Raw genomic sequence first — 17,359 nt, 5'->3', positions numbered from 1 at the left:
CCCCTTCCGCCCGCGCGCCCGATCAGCGGGCAGCCCGGCCGCGGGGCGGCCGTCGGGCTCCGCCATACTTCGCGGCGTGGTCGAGCCCGGTAGCTGGTTGTTGAGTCATGCGGAGCGGGACAACGCCCACACCACGATCGACGAGCGCTACGGCGACGGCCGGGCCTGGTCGTCCGGCAACATCGCCGAGCCGCTCGTCGACGGGGCCGCCTACTTCGCCGCGCTCCACGAGGCGATCGAGGCGACCAAGGCCGGCGACCTGGTGTTCTTCACCGACTGGCAGGGCGACGCGAGCGAGCGGCTGACCGGCGACGCCGGCACCGAGGTCGTGGAGGTCCTCGCCTCCGCCCGCGAGCGTGGCGTGGACGTGCGCGGGCTGGTGTGGCGCTCCCACGGAGACCAGGTGGGCTTCTTCGCCGCGGCGAACCGTCACCTCGGCGAGCAGCTCCACCGCCGCGGCGTCGCCGTCATGCTCGACATGCGCGTGCGGCCCGGCGGCTCGCACCACCAGAAGTTCGTCGTGATCCGGCACGCGGACGACCCCGCGCGCGACGTGGCCTTCATCGGTGGCATCGACCTGGCCCGCAACCGTCGCGACGACCACACGCACGCCGGCGACCCCCAGGGACGCGAGCTCACGCCCGAGTACGGCGCGCATGCTCCCTGGCACGACGTCCAGGTGCGCTTGCAGGGGCCGGTGGTGCACGACGTCGAGACCGTCTTCCGCGAGCGCTGGGCCGACCCGTCCGCGCTCTCGCGGGCTCCGTGGCGGCGCGCGATCGACGCCGTACGACGGGTGGACACCACTCCGGCGCCCCTCCAGCCCCAGGCGCCCGCGCCGCCCGAGGTGGGTCACCACACCGTGCAGCTCCTGCTCACCTACCCCGACCTGGGCTGGGGACGGTCCTACCCGTTCGCGCCCCGCGGGGAGCGGAGCGTCGCGCGCGGCTACCGCAAGGCGATCGGTAACGCGGAGTCGCTCGTCTACGTCGAGGACCAGTACTTCTGGGGTCACGGCGTCGCGGAGATCTTCGGCGCGCAGCTGCGGAGGAACCCCGGGCTGCGGCTGCTGGTCGTCATCCCGCTCCATCCCGACGTCGTCGGCCTCAACCGGTCGGCCCAGACCCTCGGCCGCCACCAGGCGATCGACACCCTCCGGAAGATCGCCCCGGGACGCGTCGCGGCGTACGGGCTCGAGAACCGCGAGAGCCGCCCGGTCTACGTGCACGCCAAGGTCAGCATCATCGACGACCAGTGGGCGAGCACGGGCTCCGACAACTTCAACCGCCGCTCCTGGACCCACGACTCCGAGCTGACCGCCGCCGTGCTCGACGCCGACTACGCGCGCGACCTGCGGCTCCGCCTCGCGGCCGAGCACCTGGACCGCCTCGACCTCCTCGACGACGACCACGGCGACCTGGCCGAGGTCATGGCGGACTGCGTCGACCCGCACGCGATGTTCGACCGCTACGCGGAGCAGGCCGAGGCTCTGGAGGCCTGGCACCGGGGCGGTCGCCGCGGTCCGCGCCCCGACGGCCGGCTGCGCCACCTGCCGCCCTTCGACCTCTCGCGGCTCCGGCGACCCGTGGCGACGGTGCTGCTCGACCGCATCCACAACCCCGACGGCCGTCCCCGTGAGCTGCGCGACACCACCCTGCTCTGAGGAGCGCTCCCGAGAGAGTGGGGTGCAGGAGAACTGGGTACGAAGGAAGGGATGCTCTCCCTCACCTACCTCAGCACCGTCAGCCGCCTGCTCACCCGCGAGGAGCTCCTCGACGACCTCGGACGCTGGCGCCCGAACAACCTGTCCCTCGACGTGACCGGACTCCTCCTCTACAGCGGCGGCAACGTGCTGCAGACCCTCGAGGGCCCGCCGGACGCGGTGGAGGGGCTCTTCACCACCATCTCGGCGGACGCCCGGCACCACGACGTCACGGTCGTGCTGCGCCGCGAGGTCGACGATCGCGTCTTCCCCGACTGGGGGATGGACTTCCGCGACGTGGTGCGACCGACGCCCGGTGCGGATGCCGGCCCGGACGAGGCTGCGGTGGAGGGCCTGAGCGACTACTTCGCGCGGCGCTCGGGTGCCCGGAGCCCCGGGGCGGCGGACGCGACGCCGGAGGACGCCGTCCTCCTGCTCATGGACATCTTTCGCGCCAGCACCCGCTGACGTCGGAGGCGGGGTCGGCCACCGCGGTGGGCGTGACGGCCCCGGAGGCCAGCAACCCGTCCAGGACCGACCGCATGATCAGCTCCTCGCCCACCGGGTTCGGGTGCAGCAGGTCGTAGGTGTGCACGCCCTGCGCGTAGCCGGGTGGCGCCGGCGCCAGGTCGACGCGCGAGGTCGCGGTGTCGAGCCGCAGCGCCAGGTCGGCGAGGAGCCGCGCGTACGCCGGGACGCCCGCCACCCAGGTCTGGGTGGGCGCCGACAGCACGACGTCGACGTCGGGATCGACGGATCGCATCGTGGCGATGCGCTGCTCCACGAGCCCGGCGGTCTGCTCCGGCGTCGTGCCCGTGAGGAGGTCGTTGACCCCGAGGGCGAGGACCACCACGTCCGGGCGGAAGGTCCGCATCCAGCCGTCGATCCCCGGGATGTCGGCGACCTCCAGGCCCCACTTGGAGGCGTGGTCGGTGTCGAAGTCCGGGAACCGGTAGCCGCCGTCGTAGTGGGTGATGGAGCCGTCGGGCGCCTGGTAGCGCACGCCGCGATAGGGGCCCACCAGGTCGACGTCGACCCCGAGTGCCTGCAGCCGCTCCCAGAGGAGGTAGCGCCAGGTGGCGTCGCCGCGCGCGCCCTGCGTGACGGAGTCGCCGACCAGCATGACGCGCACGGGTGCCGTCCCGTCCGTGGGGTCGGGGCTCTTGGACGGGTCCCGGGTCGGATCGGTCGGCCGAGGGCCGGCGCTCGAGGCGGCGGTGCCCGACGGTGCGGGTGCCCCCGGCCGGTCCGGCAGGACGGCGGCCGAGACGGTGGCGGCGCAGACCACGAGGGCCAGCACGATGCAGACGAGGACCCCGGTGCGCCGGGTGGGCCGGAACGGTCTGGTCGTGCGCATGGCTCCCCGTTCTCGAGTCGTGTCCACAGCGATGACGCGCGGCCCCCGTGCCGACCGGACGTGCGGTGCCAGCGACAGACTGGCAGGGCGGGGGCGCCCGGGTCAGGCGCCTCGCGGAGTTCGCGAACATTCTGCGGCACCGGTCTGGACGGCGGCACATCGAGGGAACCGATCACGGGGTCCCGGTCGTCACGGGCGCACGTCGGCGGCCCGGAAATAGCAGAACCGCGGTGGAGTCTCGGGTCTCCACCGCGGTTCTGAGCACCACTCTGCACCCGCCGCCTCAGGGTCGGGTCGACTTTCCCTCAACGTCCCCGCAAGGCCGTCGAGCGCTTGCGGGCGGTTAGTCCAGACACAGTGGTCGGTGGCCGTATGCTCCGTCGCTGGATGGGAACCGCAGAGGAAGAGGCCCGGTGACGGGCCCCTCCGCCAGCTTCCGGGAAGGCCCGCATGCCCGACAGTCACTCCGAGCCTCAGGGCTCGATGACGGCTCCCTACCCGACGGGCGGGGAGGCCGCGGCCGACGAGGGTGACCGGGGGCGTGCCACGACCTCCTCGGCGGAGCCCACCAGCGGCCGCGACCTGACGTTCGAGGACTCGCTGCCGTTCACCGACGAGACCGCCACCATCGCGCGACGGGCGATGAGCGACCACCTGCACGAGCACGGTGCGCCGCAGGTGGCGGTCGAGAACGCGCTCCTCGTGGTGCACGAGCTGATCTGCAACGGCATCGACCACGGTGAGCCCTGCGAGAACCACACCCTGAAGGTGGCGTGGCGGATCACCGCCGGCCTCATCACGATCGAGGTCACCGACTGCGGCACGCCCGCCGGCGCGTGCGCCCCGGCCGGCGGGCGGGACGGCAGCAGCGCCGCCGACGCCTGGCGCGACAAGGTGCTCGAGCCGGTCGACACGGGCTCGCTGCGCGGCCGTGGCCTGCACCTCGTGGCGGCGATGAGCCGCTCGTGGGACGTCCACACCGGCCCGGACGGCACGACCGTGACCGCGCTCGTCAACCTCGACGCCTGACGGGCGTCGCCGGGTGGGGGAGCTCGACCGTCGGGAGCTGAGGCTCCGCACGTCGACGTCCGACCAGAGGACGATGGCGCTCGTGGGGGCCGTCGCCCTCCTCCAGGGCGTCGTCCAGATCTCGGATCCGCGTTCGAGCTCGCGGGTGCTGCTCGCCCTCGCGCTGGGGTCCGTGGGTGTCGGCATGCTGACGTGGGCCCTGCTCACGTGGCTGCGGCGTCGTCGCGACCCGAGCCTGCACGTCGCGACGCTGCAGGACGTGCTCAGCTGGAGGACGCCGAGCCGGTGCCCGACCTGCGACGGCCCGGTGCGGGGCGAGCGCCGTACCTACGCGAACGCGACGCAGTCGGAGGTCCGGCAGGTCTTCGTCTGCGCGCCGTCGGACGGCGAGCACTTCGAGGCGGCCAGGCCGCCTTCGTAGCGCCCGCGGGTACGGCGCCCGCACCCTCGCGGCGGGCAGAACCGGGAACGTCGTACCCGTCGGCCCCGGATCGCGCAGGATGGCGCCATGACCCGCGACGCCACGCACCTCGACACGATCGCGTCGTGGCTGGCCCTGGAGGACCCCGAGCCCGCGCACGTCGACCTCATGCTCCTGTTCGGCGGGTCGTTGCCGTCGGGCTGGGACGCCGCCGCCGCGGCGGTGCGGGCGGGGAGGGTCGGGACCCTGATGGTGGTCGGGGGAGAGGGTCACACGACGGACGTTCTCCGGCAGCTCGTCGGGGCCGGGCCCGGGACCCTCGAGGCGGACCTCATCGCGTCGTACCTCGAGCGGCGGCACGGGATCGCCGGGGTGCTGCGCGAGCGGGCCTCGACCAACTGCGGCACCAACGTCACCCTCGCCCGGGACCTCGCCGCCGACCACGGCCTGCGTCCGTCGACGGTCGCGCTCGTGCAGGACCCGACGATGCAGCGCCGCATGGACGCCGTGGCCCGGCAGGAGTGGCCCGGCGTGCGGCTCGTGAACCGACCGGGACCCGACGGGCGCGACACGTGGCCGCGCACGCGGTGGACCGCGCTCGTGATGGGGGAGGTGCCGCGCCTGCGCGACGACGCGCACGGCTACGGCCCCCGCGGGCTCGGGTTCCAGGCGCACGTGGACGTGCCCGACGAGGTCGAGGCCGCGTACGACGCGCTCGTCGCCGCTCATCCGGACTGGGGACGGCCCCCGGTGGGAGGATCCGTCGCGTGACCCGGACCCTGCCGACCTCGCGGTCGCGCCTCTCGCGCCGTACGCGCGTGCTCGGGCTCGTCCTGGCCCCCGTGGTCGCGGTGCCCGTCGCGTACGTGGCCTGGTCGGCGCCGCGTGACCAGGTGGCCCTGCCGGGGCCGGACGCGACCCCGGAGCAGGTGGTCCGCGCGTACGTCGAGGCGCTCGACGCCCGCGACTTCGACACCGTCAACGCGATCGACGGGCGTCCGGGGTCGGACCTGGACCGGTTCGACCGGCCCGGTCAGATCCACCTCCAGGAGATGGGTGACACGTTCGAAGGTGACCCCAACGGCACGCACGTGATGTTCCGGGCGGACTTCGAGGGCTTCGACATCAGCATGGAGGACGGCTGGTGGGGCTACTACCTGGTCCGCGGCGACGACGGCCGGTGGGAGATCGTCGACGAGGGCGTCGCCTGACCCCGGTCAGGCCACGGGGTCGGCGTGCTCCGGCGGCCAGACGACCGCGAAGCGCTCGAAGACGATCTCGCCGGACTCCGACCACTCGGCGCCGCGGGCCGCGCTCACCCGTCGCCAGTAGCGGCGGTGCTCGCGCTGCCAGCTCTCCAGCGTGCGGTCGTCCTCACCCTCGTCGAAGGCGAAGCGCGCGTCGGCGCTGGTGAAGGGGCCGACGCGCAGCTCGGTGCTCCGGATGACGATGCGGGGCGCGCCGGTGCTGTCGCAGGCGATCCAGTGCGAGCCGATGCGCGGCACCTGGTCGCCGCGGGCGACGAAGTCGGCCACCAGCTCGGCGGTGGCCCGCTTGCGGCCCGACAGCACGTGCCCGAGCAGCTCGTCGGCCAGTCGTGCCGAGTCACCGAAGTGCTCGACGGTGTGCTCGGGGCACGCGTCGGCCGCCTCGGGGTGGGCGGCGCGGTAGGCGGCCCACATGGCCGCCGCGGCTTCCTGGTCGGGTGCGGCCGCGCGAGGGGAGGTCGGTGGGGCTGCGGTCTCGTCGGTCACCGGACGATCGTTCCACGACCGGGAGCCGCCCGACCTACGGGGCGGCCGACACCAGGGTCCGACCGCCGACCGGCGTTCCCAGCGCCTCCACCTGGGAGACCAGGGCGCCGAGCACCTCGGCCTCCAGTCGGTAGTGCACCCACGTGCCGCGGCGCTCGGAGCTGAGGATCCCGGCCTCCCGGAGCACCTTGAGGTGGTGGGAGATCGTGGGGCCCGAGAGGTCGAAGGCGCCGGTGAGGTCGCAGACACAGGCCTCCGCGCCCTCGTGGGCCGCGATGAGCGAGACCAGCTGGAGCCGGACGGGGTCGGCGAGCGCCTTGAGGCCGCGCGCCGTACGGGCTGCCTGCTCGGCCGGGAGCGGCGGGACGGGAGCGTCGTCGTCGGGCCGGCACGAGAGGTCGATGTCCTGCTTCGCCATGGGTCTAAGTTGACAGACGTCGAAACAGTCGGCAAGTCTCACTCCTGGTTCGAGACCCGTCGAAGCAGCAGGAGATCCCGCCGTGGCCAGGCAGCAGACCGAGCAGACCGACCCGCCCGCACCACCCTCCGCGGAGCCCGTGATGCGGCAGCTCTCGCTGCTCGACCGGTTCCTACCGGTCTGGATCATCGCCGCCATGGTGCTCGGGCTCGTGCTCGGCCGCTCGTTCTCCGGCCTCGACGACGCCCTGGAGGCCGTCGAGATCGGCGGCGTCTCGCTGCCGATCGCCGTCGGCCTGCTGCTGATGATGTACCCGGTGCTGGCCAAGGTCCGCTACACCGAGACCTCCCGCGTCACCTCCGACCGCAGGCTGCTGGTCTCGTCGCTGGTGCTGAACTGGCTCGTCGGGCCCGCGCTGATGTTCGCGCTGGCGTGGCTGCTGCTCCCGGACCTCCCGGAGTACCGCACCGGCCTCATCATCGTCGGCCTCGCCCGCTGCATCGCGATGGTGCTCATCTGGAACGACCTCGCGTGCGGCGACCGCGAGGCCGCCGCGGTGCTGGTCGCCCTCAACTCGGTCTTCCAGATCGTGGCGTTCGCGGCGCTCGGGTGGTTCTACCTCCAGACGCTGCCGGACTGGCTCGGTCTGGAGACCACCTCGGCCGAGTTCTCGGTGGGGGCGATCGCGCTGAGCGTGCTCATCTTCCTCGGCGTCCCGCTGGTCGCGGGGTTCCTGACGCGGTACGTCGGGGAGCGGGCGAGGGGCCGGGAGTGGTACGAGGGGACCTTCCTGCCGAAGATCGGCCCGGTCGCCCTCTACGGCCTGCTGTTCACCATCGTGATGCTGTTCGCGCTCCAGGGCGACGCCATCACCTCCCAGCCCTGGGACGTCGCCCGGATCGCGCTCCCGCTGCTCGCCTACTTCGTGCTGATGTTCTCCGTGTCGTGGTTCACCGGCTCGCGGCTGGGGCTGGGCTACGCGAAGACGTCGACGCTGGCGTTCACCGCGGCGGGCAACAACTTCGAGCTCGCCATCGCCGTGGCGATCGGCACCTTCGGCGTGACCTCGGGCCAGGCCCTGGCCGGCGTCGTCGGCCCGCTGATCGAGGTGCCGGTGCTGGTCGGGCTCGTGTACGTCGCGCTGTGGCTGCGCGACCGCGGCGCCGAGCGCCGGACGGACGGCACCGCCGGGCGCCACGCCGCCTGACCTCCGCACCTCCACCTGACCGCCCCTCCCGCATCCCCGAGCCCGACATCCCAGGAGCCCCGCATGACCAGCACCGCAGCCGCCACCACCGACCATGGCCACACCCCGGTCGTGGTCTTCGCCTGCCGCGCCAACGGGGGCCGCTCGGTCGCCTCGCGGCTGCTCACCGAGCACTACGCAGGGGGCCGGGTGGTCGCGATCTCGGCCGGCACCGAGCCCGGTGAGCACGTCCACCCCGAGGTCGCCCGGGTCCTGGAGTCCCTGGGCCTGGACACCTCCCGCGAGTCCCCGAAGCTGCTCACCTCCGAGATGATCGCGGCGAGCGACCTGGCGATCACCCAGGGCTGCGGCGAGAACTGCCCGTACGTCCCGGGAGCCCGCTACCGCGACTGGCCGCTCGAGGATCCCAAGGGCCAGGACGAGACCGTCGTACGACGCGTGGTCGCCGACATCGACACCCGCGTGCGCGACCTGCTCGTCGAGCTCGTCCCCGGCATCGAGCTGCCGCCGTCGCTGGTCAGCCGCTCGGCCTGACCGGGTCCGCCTGGTCGGGCCCGCCGCGGGGTCGGTCGACGACCGAGGGCACGCGCGTCTCGGGGCCCGGCCCGGGCTGGCAGCGGGGGCACCACCAGGTACGTCGGTGGGCCGGGTCGTTCGGCAGCTCGGGCATCATCAGCACCGTCGTCCCGCAGCGCAGGCAGGGCTTGCGGGCGCGACCCGCCACCCAGTGGTCCTCGCCGCGACGGCTGACCCCGGTGGTGACCTGGTAGGCGCCGGGCACCGAGGCGGAGTGCCGCAGCGCGGTCGCGGCCCGCGCCACGAGGCGCGGCACGTCGAGCTCGCCGACCGGGGTCCACGGGCTGCGCCCGACGACGAACGCCAGCTCGTTCGCCCACAGGTTGCCGAGCCCGGCCATGCGGGTCTGGTCGAGGAGCGCCGAGACCAGGGGCGTCCCGGGCCGGGCGAGCAGGCGCCGTACCGCCTCGTCGGCGTCCCAGTCGTCGCGCAGCGGGTCGGGACCGAGGTGACCGACGAGCGTGTGCTCCTCGGAGGTCGGCACCAGGGCGAGGTCGTGCAGCAGCAGGCCCCACGCGGTCGCGCCCTCCGTCGTCTCCAGCACGACCCGCACCTCGTGCATCAGTCGCCGCGGGAGGCGCTTGCCGGCGCCCGTCACGGTCCAGCTGCCGTCCATCCGCAGGTGGGAGTGGAGGGTCACGGCGCCGGAGAAGCGCGTGAGCAGGTGCTTGCCGTGGGTCGCGTGCTCGAGCACGGTGCGCCCGGTGAGGTCACGCGTCGCGAGCCGCGGCACCCGCAGGTCGCTCCGGGCCACCGTGCGTCCCTGCAGCGACCGGTCCAGTCGGCGTGCGACCAGGCGGACGCTGTCTCCCTCGGGCACGGTCCCGACGGTAGCCGGGCTCCGGTCGCGACCCCCGTCCGCCGTACCCCGACAACGACACCGCCAGGACGGCGACGAGCACGAGCGCCGTCGTCGGGGCGAGCACGGCCCAGGGCGCACGCTCGATGTAGGCGGCGCCCTCGGAGAGCACGAGGCCCCACTCCGGCGACGGTGGCCGCGAGCCGAGACCGAGGAACCCCAGAGCGGCGAGGGCGAGGGCGGTTCCGGGGAGGCGCAGCAGGGCGTGCCGGGCGACGGCCGGCACGACCGCCGGCAGCACGTAGTGCGTGAGGCGACGGGCGCGGCCCACCCCGAGCACGGGCAGCACCGCGATGTGCGGCTGCGCCCGGGCCTCGTCGACGAGGGCCGCCGTGTGGGCGGCGAGCGGGGCCCAGCCGACGGCGGCGACCGCCACGGCGGCACCGGTCAGGGACGGGCCCGACGCGGCGGCCACGACGAGCCCGGCCAGCACGGGCGGCGTCGCGTTGGCGACCTCGACCAGCCCGGTGCTGGCCCGGGTGAGGCAGCCCAGCGCCACACCGACGAGGAGGCAGACCGCGACGACGGCGAGCGCCGTGCCCACGGTGGCGAGCGCACCGTGGCCCACGCGGGCGAGCAGGTCGCGGCCGCTGGCGTCGGCGCCGAGGGGCAGGTCGGGCCCGGGGGCGGCGAGGCGGTCGTGGGTGGCGGCGTACGGGTCGCGGGGCAGCCCGGTGAGCAGGAGGAGCAGGAGCAGGGCGGCGCACGTGAGCGGCAGCACCAGGTCCCGGCGGCGTCGCACGAGGACCGGGTCGGGCAGCGGCAGGCTGCCGAGACGGGCCGCCCGGCCGAGCAGCAGCCGACGTCCGAGCGCGGCCAGCCCGCCGACCAGGAGCGCGAGGCCGACCAGGACGAGCACCCCCGCCTGCAGGGCCGGCAGGTCCTGCGCCGCCGCGGCGCCGAGGGTCGCACGGCCCAGGCCGGGGATCGCGAAGACCTCCTCGACGGCGACGGCGCCGCCGGTGAGGCCGACGACGACGAGGCCGACCTGGTCGACGACGGAGGGCAGCGTGCGGCGCAGGACGGCGACCGCGACCTCGCGCTCGCCGTACCCCGCCAGGCGCCACGTCGTCACCCAGCGCTCGGAGAACGTGGCGGCGACGGCGGTGGCCAGCAGGCGGCCGAGCAGGCCGCCGGCCGGCAACCCCAGCGCGAGGGCGGGCAGCACGACGTGGCGCAGGCCGTCCCAGCCGTACGGCGGGAACCAGCCCAGCCACACGGCGCCGACCAGCAGGAGCACCACCGCGAGCAGGAACTCGGGCAGCGCCGTGAGGGTCGCCGCCCCCGCCCCGGCGCCCCGGGAGGGCCGACCCCGCAGCCCGCGCCGCAGCGCCGGCAGCACCACGAGCGCGGCCACGACCCCCGCGACGAGCAGCGCGAACCCCATCAACGTCAGGGAGACGCCGAGGGCCGAGAACGTGCCGGGACCGACCGGGTTGCCGCTCACCCACGAGGTGCCGAGGTCGCCCCGCAGCAGCCCGCCGAGCCAGACGCGCAGCGCCCCGAGGGGACCGCCCTCCAGGCCGAGGTCGGTGCGTACGGCGGCCAGCGCCTCCGGGGTGGCCTCGCGGTCGGCGTACCGGGCCCGCAGGATCGTGTAGGCGGGGTCGCGGTCCGAGAGCCACGGCAGGGCCCCGACCAGGCCGAGGAGGAGCGCGACGGCCAGGGCCCGGGAGAGCGCGACCACCGGGACCCGTGCGAGGGCCCGCTCAGTCACCGGGCGTGCTCGCGACGCCGATCAGCTCGCGCTCCCGGGGGTCGCGGGCGATCTCGCCGGCGCCGGCCGCCTCGCCCTGGATGACGCGCTCGTGCAGGAGCGGCACGGCGGCGTCACGGGCGAGGATCTCGGCCTCGGCGCGCATGATCGCCGCCTGCCGGCCCGGGCCCGCGGGCTCGGCGGCCGCGGCCTCGATCGCCGCGTCGACCGCGGGGTCGCAGAACTGCGAGAGGTTGAACGAGCCCTCGCAGGCGAAGTCGCTGTAGAGGTAGGCGACCGGGTCGCCGGAGTCGAGCACCGTCGCCCGCGACAGGATGAAGGCGTCGAACGCGCCGTCGAGCGCGTCGGCCTCGATGAACTGGTACTCCCGGACGTCCTGCTCCACGACGAAGCCCGCCGCCTCGAGGGACTGCTCGATCAGCACCGCCACCTCGGGCAGCTCGGAGCGGTCCGTGAAGGTGCCGAGCGTGATGCGGGCGCCGTCGACCTCGGCCGGCGTCGCCTGCTCCGCGACGAGCGCCGTGTACGACGGGTCGCCGCGCAGGTCGGCCGCCCAGGGCAGCGCGGGGCCCAGCAGCCCCGCGGCCTCGTCGGCGCGCCCCTCGTAGACGTCGGCGACCAGGCGGGCCCGGTCGATCGCCGCCCGGGCCGCGGCACGGACGGCCGGGTCGGCGAAGGGTCCCTCGGCGGTGTTCAGGTAGAGCGTGTTGGTGCGCGGCATCGGCACCTCGTGCACCAGCTCGGGGTCGAGCAGGCCCGCCTGGCCGACCGGGATCGCCTCCACGACGTCGGCCTCGCCCGTGCGCAGCGCGGCCGCGCGGGCCGTGCCGTCGGGCACGAAGGAGACGTCGATGCCGGCCGCCGCGGCCGTCTCTCCCCAGTAGTCGTCGAAGCGGTCGAGGGTAGCGCCGGCGGTGCCGTCGACGTCGACGAGCTCGAACGGCCCGGTCCCGGTGCCGACCGGGTCGACGGACCCCTCGCCGTAGGCCGCGGGGGAGAGCACCGACAGCTGGGGGCTCGAGAGCCGCTGGGGCAGCAGGGGGTCGGCCGTGGCGGTGCGGATCTCGACGGTGTCGGCGTCGACCTCGCTCACCGTCAGGTCGACGCCGTCGAGGATGCGCGGCACAGGGGAGGCCTCGGTCGCCGCCTCCAGCGAGCCGACGACCGCGGCGGCGTCGAGCGCGCTGCCGTCGTGGAACTGCACGCCCTCGCGCACGTCGACCTGCCACACGGTCGGCTCGACCTGCTCCCAGGCGGTGGCCAGGAAGGGCTCGGCGTTGCCGTCCGCGTCGAGGCGCACCAGCGTCTCGGCGGTGCTCCAGCGGGCCAGCTTGAACGCGTCGTCGCTGAGCGGCGACATCCCGGAGCGGGGCGGCTGCAGCATGGCGAGGTCGATGCGGTCCGCGGCGTCGGTGCTGTCGGCGCCGCCGCCGACGCAGGCGGTGGTCGACGCCAGCACCAGCGCGGAGACGCCGGCGAGCAGGTGCCGGCGGGTGCGGGGGGACGGGGACGGACGGGGGTGGGTCACGGGCACTCCTGGATCGGGTGGGGGACGTGGTGCGGGTCGGGCGGGTCAGGCGGGTACGGCGGTGCGCGTCGGCATGCGGCGGAGCAGGGCGGCCATGCCGAGGGCCGAGCAGAGGGGGAGGACCGTGAGGACGGCCCAGGGCAAGGAGGCGCCCGGGCCGGGGGTGCTGGCCGCGACGTACCAGGCGCCGAGCGGCACGCTGAGCAGCAGCACGACCACGCCGCCGCAGGTGGCGAGCAGGCCGTAGTACGACCCCAGCGGGCGGCCGTCCGCGAAGCGTGGAACGAGGTCGAGCGCGGTCGGACCGACGGTGAGGTGGCCGAGGGTGAGCAGCACCGCTGCGCCGAGGGCCGGAGCGGTCGACCAGGCGGGCGGGGCCATCGGGGCGGCGACGGCCAGCACGGCGAAGCCCGCGGCGATGAGGCAGTAGCCCGCGGGCAGGGCCACACGGGGCCCGAGGCGACGGGCCAGGCGCGCGACGGGGATCTGGAGGGTGATGGTGACGGCGGAGACAACGGCGAGGAGCACGCCGAGCGCCACGGGACCGGCACCGACCCGCTGCAGCTCGGCGGGCAGCCCGAGGTAGAGCTGGTTCCAGGCGAGCAGGTTGACCGCGTGCAGCAGCGCGAAGGCCACGAAGCGGCGGTGGCGCAGGCTCAGACCGGAGCGCAGGTCGTCGGCCCGGGCGCGGGCGGACGCGTGCGAGGGGGCGTCGGTGCCCGCGGGGATCAACCGGACGAGGGCGACGCCGACGCAGGCGAAGAGGGCCGCGCCGCTGAGCGCGACCGTGGTGAAGCCCCAGCCGAACAGAGCCGCGCCCAGGAGCGGACCCAGCACGGCGCCCGTCTCGCCCACGACCGCCAGCAGTGCGAACAGGCTCGACCGGGTCGCGGGCCCGGGCGGTCGGGCCGCCTCGGCCCGGGCCACCAGGGTCTCGACCGCGGGGGAGAAGAGCGCGCCGCCGAGCCCGGTGAGCACGGCACCGAGCACCAGCACGCCCAGCCCGGGCGCCAGGGCGAGCGCCGCGAAGCCGGCGACACGTACGGCGCAGCCGAGCAGGATGAGACGCCGCGCCCCGAGCAGGTCGGTGAGGATCCCGCCGAGCAGGAAGAGGCCCTGCTGGGCGAACGTGCGCACGCCGAGCACGAGGCCGACGGCGGCGCCGCCCAGCAGGTAGTCGTCGCGGAGCACGACGGCGAGGAAGGGGACGACGGCGTAGAAGCCGACGTTGAAGACGAGCTGGGTGCCGAGGAGGACCGCCGGTCGGGGCGCAGCGCTCACGCGGCTCGACCATCGAGCCGCGGGGCCGCCTCGACCAGGGCGCGGGTGGCCGGGTGTCGGGGCTCGTGCAGGAGCTGGTCGGTGGCGCCGCTCTCGACGGCGCGTCCGGCGTCGAGCACCACCGTCGTGCCGCACAGCCGGGCCACGGCGCCGAGGTCGTGGGAGACCAGCAGGAGGCCGAGGCCGCGCTCGTGGTGCAACCGGGAGAGCAGGTCGACCAGCTCGTCGCGCAGCGGACGGTCGACGGCGCTGAGCGGCTCGTCGGCCACGAGCAGCGAGGGCCCGGTGGCCAGCGCCCGGGCGACGGCGACCCGCTGGGCCTGACCGCCGGAGAGCTCGCGCGGCCGGCGGCGCCCCAGGGAGGGGTCGAGATCGACCGCGGCCAGCGCCGCCGCCACGCGCTGCCGGTGGTCGCCGGCGACGCCCAGGCAGCGCAACGGCTCGCGGACGAGGTGATCGACGTCGTGGCGGGGGTCGAGGCTGCCGAGGGGGTCCTGCGGCACGTACTGCACGGCCCGCCGGAACCCGCGCCGGTCGGCGCGCCGGGTGGGCAGGTGCGCGTCCTGCCAGGTGACCGCGCCGGACGAGGGCTGCTCCAGGCCCAGGAGGAGCCGGACGAGCGTGGACTTGCCCGCGCCCGACCGCCCGACCAGGCCCACGGTGGTGCCCGCCGCGACGGCGAGGTCGACGTCGACGAGCACGTCCCGGTGGGCGCCGCGCGGGCGCGCGCTCACGCGGGCGGCCCGGAGCTCGGCGGCGCTCACGCGGCGCCCGTCCGGGGGGCCGACGGGTCCGCGACAGCGCCGACCAGGCGTCGGGTCTCGGGCCCGCCGGCACCGGCCAGCAGGGCGTCGGTGGCGAGGTCGTCGACGAGGAGGCCGCGGTGCACGACGAGCACGCGGGCGCAGAGCTCGGCCGCGACGGCGACGTCGTGGGTGATGAGCAGCAGTGCCGCGGGGACCGTGCGCAGGGCGTCGAGCACCTGGCGCTGGGTGACCGTGTCGAGGGCGGTGGTGGGCTCGTCGGCGACGAGCACCGGTACGTCGCACGCGGCCGCCATCGCGATGCAGACCCGCTGCCGCTGGCCGCCGGAGAGCTCGGCGGGCAAGCGGCGCAGCACGGCCTCCGCGTCCGTGAACCCGACGGACACCAGCGACGCGGCGGCCCGGGAGCGGGCGGTGTGCGCGTCGAGCCCGCGGCGTCGCCAGGGGCGGGTGAGCTGGCGGCCCACGGGCACCAGCGGGTTGAGGGCGAAGAGCGAGTCCTGGGGCACGAGCGCCGTCCGCGGGGCGGAACGGCGGCGCCCGGGGGCCGGGACGACGACCTCGCCGCCCACGACCAGCGAGCCGGTGACGACCAGGCCGGGCGGCAGCGACCCGGTGAGGGCCGCCGCCGTGACCGACTTGCCCGACCCCGACGCGCCCAGCAGCGCGACCCGCTCACCCGGAGCCAGGTCGAGGTCGAGGCCATCGACCAGCACCGTGCCGCCGACGCGCACGGTCAGGCCGCGGGCGGCGAGCGCCGGTGGGAGGTCGGACGGGGGAGAGGTCACGAGCGGAAATGATAACGAGTCTCATTCGTAGGGCAATTCGACGGATCCGCTCGACATCAAGATGAGAATCATTATCATTCAGCCGTGATCCGATCCCCTCGACCTCCCGGCAGCCCGGCCCGTCCCGCCGCCGTCCGCCGTACCCACCCCCGGTTCGTCCTCGTCGTGGCGGGCCTGGTGGTCGCCCTGCTGGTGGCCGTCGTCGCGAGTATCGGCATCGGCTCCACCGGGGTGGGGCCCGGCACGACGCTGCGCATCCTGGCGGCCCACCTGCTGCCGGGCGAGCACGTCGCGACCTGGACCCTCGTCGAGGACCGCATCGTCTGGTCGTTCCGGACCCCACGGGTGCTCCTGGCCGCGGTGGTGGGGGCGGCCCTGGCGATCGTGGGCGTGATCCTGCAGGCGGTCATCCGCAACCCGCTGGCGGACCCGTACGTGCTGGGCGCCTCGTCGGGCGCCGCCCTCGGGGCCGTCATCGGCCTGGTGCTCGGCGCGAGCGTGCCCGGCCTCCTCGTCTCGGGGTCGGCCTTCGCCGGGGCCGTGCTCGCCGGACTGCTCGTCTACCTGCTGGCGTCCCGCGGCGGCCGGATCGAGTCGCTGCGGCTCGTGCTCGCCGGGGTCGCCCTCTCCTACCTCTTCAGCGCCGTCACCAGCTGGATCACCGTGACGGCCGAGCACGGCAAGCTGCCGGGGATCCTGTTCTTCCTCCTCGGCAGCATCTCCTCGGCCGACTGGGCGACGCTGCCCCTGCCGGCGCTGGTGCTGGGCCTGGGCGCGGCGTACGCGCTGCTGCGCACCGACCACCTCAACGCCGTCATGACCGGCGACGAGACGGCGACCTCGCTGGGGGTCGACGTCACCCGGTTCCGCATCGAGACGCTCCTCGTCACGTCGCTGCTCGTCGGCAGCGTGGTCGCGGTCGCGGGCGGCATCGGGTTCGTGGGCATGGTGGTGCCGCACGTCTGCCGGCTCCTCGTCGGCGCCGACCACCGCCGGCTCCTGCCCGTCGCTGCGCTCGCCGGCGCCCTGCTGCTCGTGGCGGTCGACACGCTCGCCCGCACCGCCGCCGCGCCGCGCGAGCTGCCCGTCGGGGTGGTCACCGCCCTCGTCGGTGCCCCGTTCTTCCTCTGGCTGCTGCGCCGCCGGCCGGTGGGTGGGGTCGCGTGAGCGCCGCCCTCGAGATCCGCGACGTCGACGTCGTCCTGGGCGGACGCCGCCTGCTCCACGGCGTCTCGCTGCACGCCGCCGCGGGCGAGGTCGTCGGCCTCCTCGGCCCCAACGGCAGCGGCAAGTCGACGCTGCTGCGCACCGCGTACGGCGTGGTGCGGCCGAGCGCGGGCAGCGTGCGCACCGCCGGGCTCGACGTCGCGACCGCGCGGCCCCGCGAGCTCGCCCGCCGCTGCGCGGTGCTCACCCAGGACCACGCCGTCGACCTCGAGCTCACCGTGCTCGACGTGGTGCTGCTCGGCCGGATCCCGCACCCCCGGTCGCGGGGCGGGCGCCGCAGCGACGTCGACCTGGCCCGCACCTGCCTCGAGCGCGTCGACGGCATCCACCTGGCCGACCGTGCGTTCCCGACCCTCTCGGGCGGCGAGCGCCAGCGGGTGCTGCTGGCACGGGCGCTGTGCCAGGAGCCGCAGGTGCTGCTGCTCGACGAGCCCACCAACCACCTCGACGTCGCCCACCAGCTCGAGCTGCTCGAGCTGGTCGCCGCGCTCGGCGTCACCTGCGTCGTCGCGCTCCACGACCTGACGCTCGCGGCGGCCTACTGCGACCGGATCGCGCTGCTCGCCGACGGCCGCCTCGTCGCTGAGGGCGCACCCGCCGCCGTGCTCACCCCGGAACGCGTCGAGGACGTGTACGGCGTGACCTGCGACGTGCTGCCCCACCCGCGCACCCGGCGCCCGCTCGTCGCGGTCTCCCACCGCGGGCGACCCGTCCACCCCGACTGACCCGAC

Annotated in this window: 19 protein-coding genes; 10 read left to right on the top strand and 9 right to left on the bottom strand. The window is 75.2% G+C overall.

Features of this window, described 5'->3' with window-relative positions:
* The first annotated feature begins 76 nt into the window (after positions 1–76).
* Together K329_RS31690 and K329_RS29585 are read left to right on the top strand one after the other, a co-directional pair.
* Positions 77–1,663 (top strand): phospholipase D-like domain-containing protein, encoded by a 1,587-nt coding sequence (locus K329_RS31690; RefSeq protein WP_043643355.1) that lies wholly within the window; start codon positions 77–79, stop codon positions 1,661–1,663.
* Positions 1,664–1,714: 51 nt separating this feature from the next.
* The gene (locus K329_RS29585) at positions 1,715–2,170 is read left to right on the top strand and encodes a BLUF domain-containing protein (RefSeq protein ID WP_052336823.1); all 456 of its coding nucleotides are present in this window, start codon (positions 1,715–1,717) and stop codon (positions 2,168–2,170) included.
* On the opposite strand, the gene K329_RS0112350 is transcribed toward K329_RS29585, so the two are convergent.
* Positions 2,139–3,059 (bottom strand): GDSL-type esterase/lipase family protein, encoded by a 921-nt coding sequence (locus K329_RS0112350; protein ID WP_028473283.1) that lies wholly within the window; start codon positions 3,057–3,059, stop codon positions 2,139–2,141. The two genes, K329_RS29585 and K329_RS0112350, sit on opposite strands and share 32 nt — an antisense overlap.
* A 450-nt stretch (positions 3,060–3,509) precedes the next feature.
* On the opposite strand from K329_RS0112350, the gene K329_RS0112345 reads away from it, so the two are divergent.
* The 4 genes from K329_RS0112345 to K329_RS0112330 all read left to right on the top strand — a co-directional run bounded on the left by K329_RS0112345 (position 3,510) and on the right by K329_RS0112330 (position 5,720).
* Complete coding sequence (locus tag K329_RS0112345) at positions 3,510–4,088, top strand: ATP-binding protein (protein WP_084541251.1); 579 nt, start codon at positions 3,510–3,512, stop codon at positions 4,086–4,088.
* Positions 4,089–4,170: 82 nt separating this feature from the next.
* Complete coding sequence (locus tag K329_RS0112340; protein WP_157571709.1) at positions 4,171–4,509, top strand: hypothetical protein; 339 nt, start codon at positions 4,171–4,173, stop codon at positions 4,507–4,509.
* A gap of 87 nt (positions 4,510–4,596) precedes the next feature.
* On the top strand, positions 4,597–5,280 hold the full coding sequence (locus K329_RS26515) for an ElyC/SanA/YdcF family protein (RefSeq protein WP_052336822.1): 684 nt from the start codon (positions 4,597–4,599) through the stop codon (positions 5,278–5,280).
* Positions 5,277–5,720, top strand: coding sequence for a hypothetical protein (locus K329_RS0112330; RefSeq protein WP_028473280.1), 444 nt, complete (start codon positions 5,277–5,279; stop codon positions 5,718–5,720). Before K329_RS26515 ends, K329_RS0112330 begins: the two co-directional genes overlap by 4 nt.
* Before the next feature lie 6 nt (positions 5,721–5,726).
* Here the strand turns inward: K329_RS0112330 and K329_RS0112325 are convergent, their stop codons facing one another.
* Both K329_RS0112325 and K329_RS0112320 read right to left on the bottom strand, forming a co-directional pair.
* Positions 5,727–6,263 carry an ASCH domain-containing protein gene (locus K329_RS0112325; protein ID WP_028473279.1) on the bottom strand — a complete coding sequence of 179 codons (537 nt, stop codon included), beginning with the start codon at positions 6,261–6,263 and terminating at the stop codon, positions 5,727–5,729.
* Positions 6,264–6,297: 34 nt separating this feature from the next.
* Positions 6,298–6,681, bottom strand: coding sequence for an ArsR/SmtB family transcription factor (locus K329_RS0112320; protein WP_028473278.1), 384 nt, complete (start codon positions 6,679–6,681; stop codon positions 6,298–6,300).
* A 142-nt stretch (positions 6,682–6,823) separates the two neighbouring features.
* On the opposite strand from K329_RS0112320, the gene arsB reads away from it, so the two are divergent.
* Complete coding sequence (arsB, locus tag K329_RS26510; protein ID WP_052336863.1) at positions 6,824–7,888, top strand: ACR3 family arsenite efflux transporter; 1,065 nt, start codon at positions 6,824–6,826, stop codon at positions 7,886–7,888.
* Positions 7,889–7,951: 63 nt separating this feature from the next.
* Positions 7,952–8,422, top strand: a complete 471-nt coding sequence (locus K329_RS0112310) for an arsenate-mycothiol transferase ArsC (RefSeq protein ID WP_052336820.1) — start codon at positions 7,952–7,954, stop codon at positions 8,420–8,422.
* On the opposite strand, the gene K329_RS26505 is transcribed toward K329_RS0112310, so the two are convergent.
* The 6 genes from K329_RS26505 to K329_RS30885 are packed head-to-tail and all read right to left on the bottom strand — an operon-like array spanning position 8,406 to position 15,401.
* Positions 8,406–9,284 (bottom strand): DNA-formamidopyrimidine glycosylase family protein, encoded by an 879-nt coding sequence (locus K329_RS26505; RefSeq protein ID WP_084541250.1) that lies wholly within the window; start codon positions 9,282–9,284, stop codon positions 8,406–8,408. The two genes, K329_RS0112310 and K329_RS26505, sit on opposite strands and share 17 nt — an antisense overlap.
* Entirely contained in the window at positions 9,175–11,040 is a 1,866-nt protein-coding gene (locus K329_RS26500; protein ID WP_084541249.1) for an ABC transporter permease subunit, read from the bottom strand. Before K329_RS26500 ends, K329_RS26505 begins: the two co-directional genes overlap by 110 nt.
* Positions 11,033–12,568 carry an ABC transporter substrate-binding protein gene (locus K329_RS0112295; RefSeq protein WP_028473276.1) on the bottom strand — a complete coding sequence of 512 codons (1,536 nt, stop codon included), beginning with the start codon at positions 12,566–12,568 and terminating at the stop codon, positions 11,033–11,035. Before K329_RS0112295 ends, K329_RS26500 begins: the two co-directional genes overlap by 8 nt.
* 45 nt (positions 12,569–12,613) lie before the next feature.
* On the bottom strand, positions 12,614–13,849 hold the full coding sequence (locus K329_RS0112290) for an MFS transporter (protein ID WP_028473275.1): 1,236 nt from the start codon (positions 13,847–13,849) through the stop codon (positions 12,614–12,616).
* Positions 13,846–14,613, bottom strand: coding sequence for an ABC transporter ATP-binding protein (locus K329_RS30890; RefSeq protein ID WP_211225844.1), 768 nt, complete (start codon positions 14,611–14,613; stop codon positions 13,846–13,848). The genes K329_RS0112290 and K329_RS30890 overlap by 4 nt, the downstream gene beginning before the upstream one ends.
* Complete coding sequence (locus tag K329_RS30885; protein WP_052336819.1) at positions 14,610–15,401, bottom strand: ATP-binding cassette domain-containing protein; 792 nt, start codon at positions 15,399–15,401, stop codon at positions 14,610–14,612. Before K329_RS30885 ends, K329_RS30890 begins: the two co-directional genes overlap by 4 nt.
* An 84-nt stretch (positions 15,402–15,485) precedes the next feature.
* Between K329_RS30885 and K329_RS26485 the strand changes: the two genes are divergently transcribed.
* Both K329_RS26485 and K329_RS0112270 read left to right on the top strand, forming a co-directional pair.
* Positions 15,486–16,568 (top strand): FecCD family ABC transporter permease, encoded by a 1,083-nt coding sequence (locus K329_RS26485; RefSeq protein WP_245596545.1) that lies wholly within the window; start codon positions 15,486–15,488, stop codon positions 16,566–16,568.
* Positions 16,565–17,353 (top strand): ABC transporter ATP-binding protein, encoded by a 789-nt coding sequence (locus tag K329_RS0112270; RefSeq protein WP_028473274.1) that lies wholly within the window; start codon positions 16,565–16,567, stop codon positions 17,351–17,353. The genes K329_RS26485 and K329_RS0112270 overlap by 4 nt, the downstream gene beginning before the upstream one ends.
* Positions 17,354–17,359: the final 6 nt, after the last annotated feature.

The sequence above is a fragment of the Nocardioides alkalitolerans DSM 16699 genome, assembly GCF_000426525.1.
Taxonomy (GTDB): domain Bacteria; phylum Actinomycetota; class Actinomycetes; order Propionibacteriales; family Nocardioidaceae; genus Nocardioides; species Nocardioides alkalitolerans.
The sequence above is the reverse complement of the archived record's forward strand: the minus strand, read 5'-3'. Positions and strand labels throughout refer to the sequence as shown.

Coding starts and splice junctions, on each gene's coding strand:
- K329_RS29585 (WP_052336823.1), top strand. CDS start 1,715: ATGCTCTCCCTCACCTACCTCAGCACCGTCAGCCGCCTGCTCACCCGC.
- K329_RS0112350 (WP_028473283.1), bottom strand. CDS start 3,059: ATGCGCACGACCAGACCGTTCCGGCCCACCCGGCGCACCGGGGTCCTC.
- K329_RS0112345 (WP_084541251.1), top strand. CDS start 3,510: ATGCCCGACAGTCACTCCGAGCCTCAGGGCTCGATGACGGCTCCCTAC.
- K329_RS26515 (WP_052336822.1), top strand. CDS start 4,597: ATGACCCGCGACGCCACGCACCTCGACACGATCGCGTCGTGGCTGGCC.
- K329_RS0112320 (WP_028473278.1), bottom strand. CDS start 6,681: ATGGCGAAGCAGGACATCGACCTCTCGTGCCGGCCCGACGACGACGCT.
- arsB (WP_052336863.1), top strand. CDS start 6,824: ATGCGGCAGCTCTCGCTGCTCGACCGGTTCCTACCGGTCTGGATCATC.
- K329_RS0112310 (WP_052336820.1), top strand. CDS start 7,952: ATGACCAGCACCGCAGCCGCCACCACCGACCATGGCCACACCCCGGTC.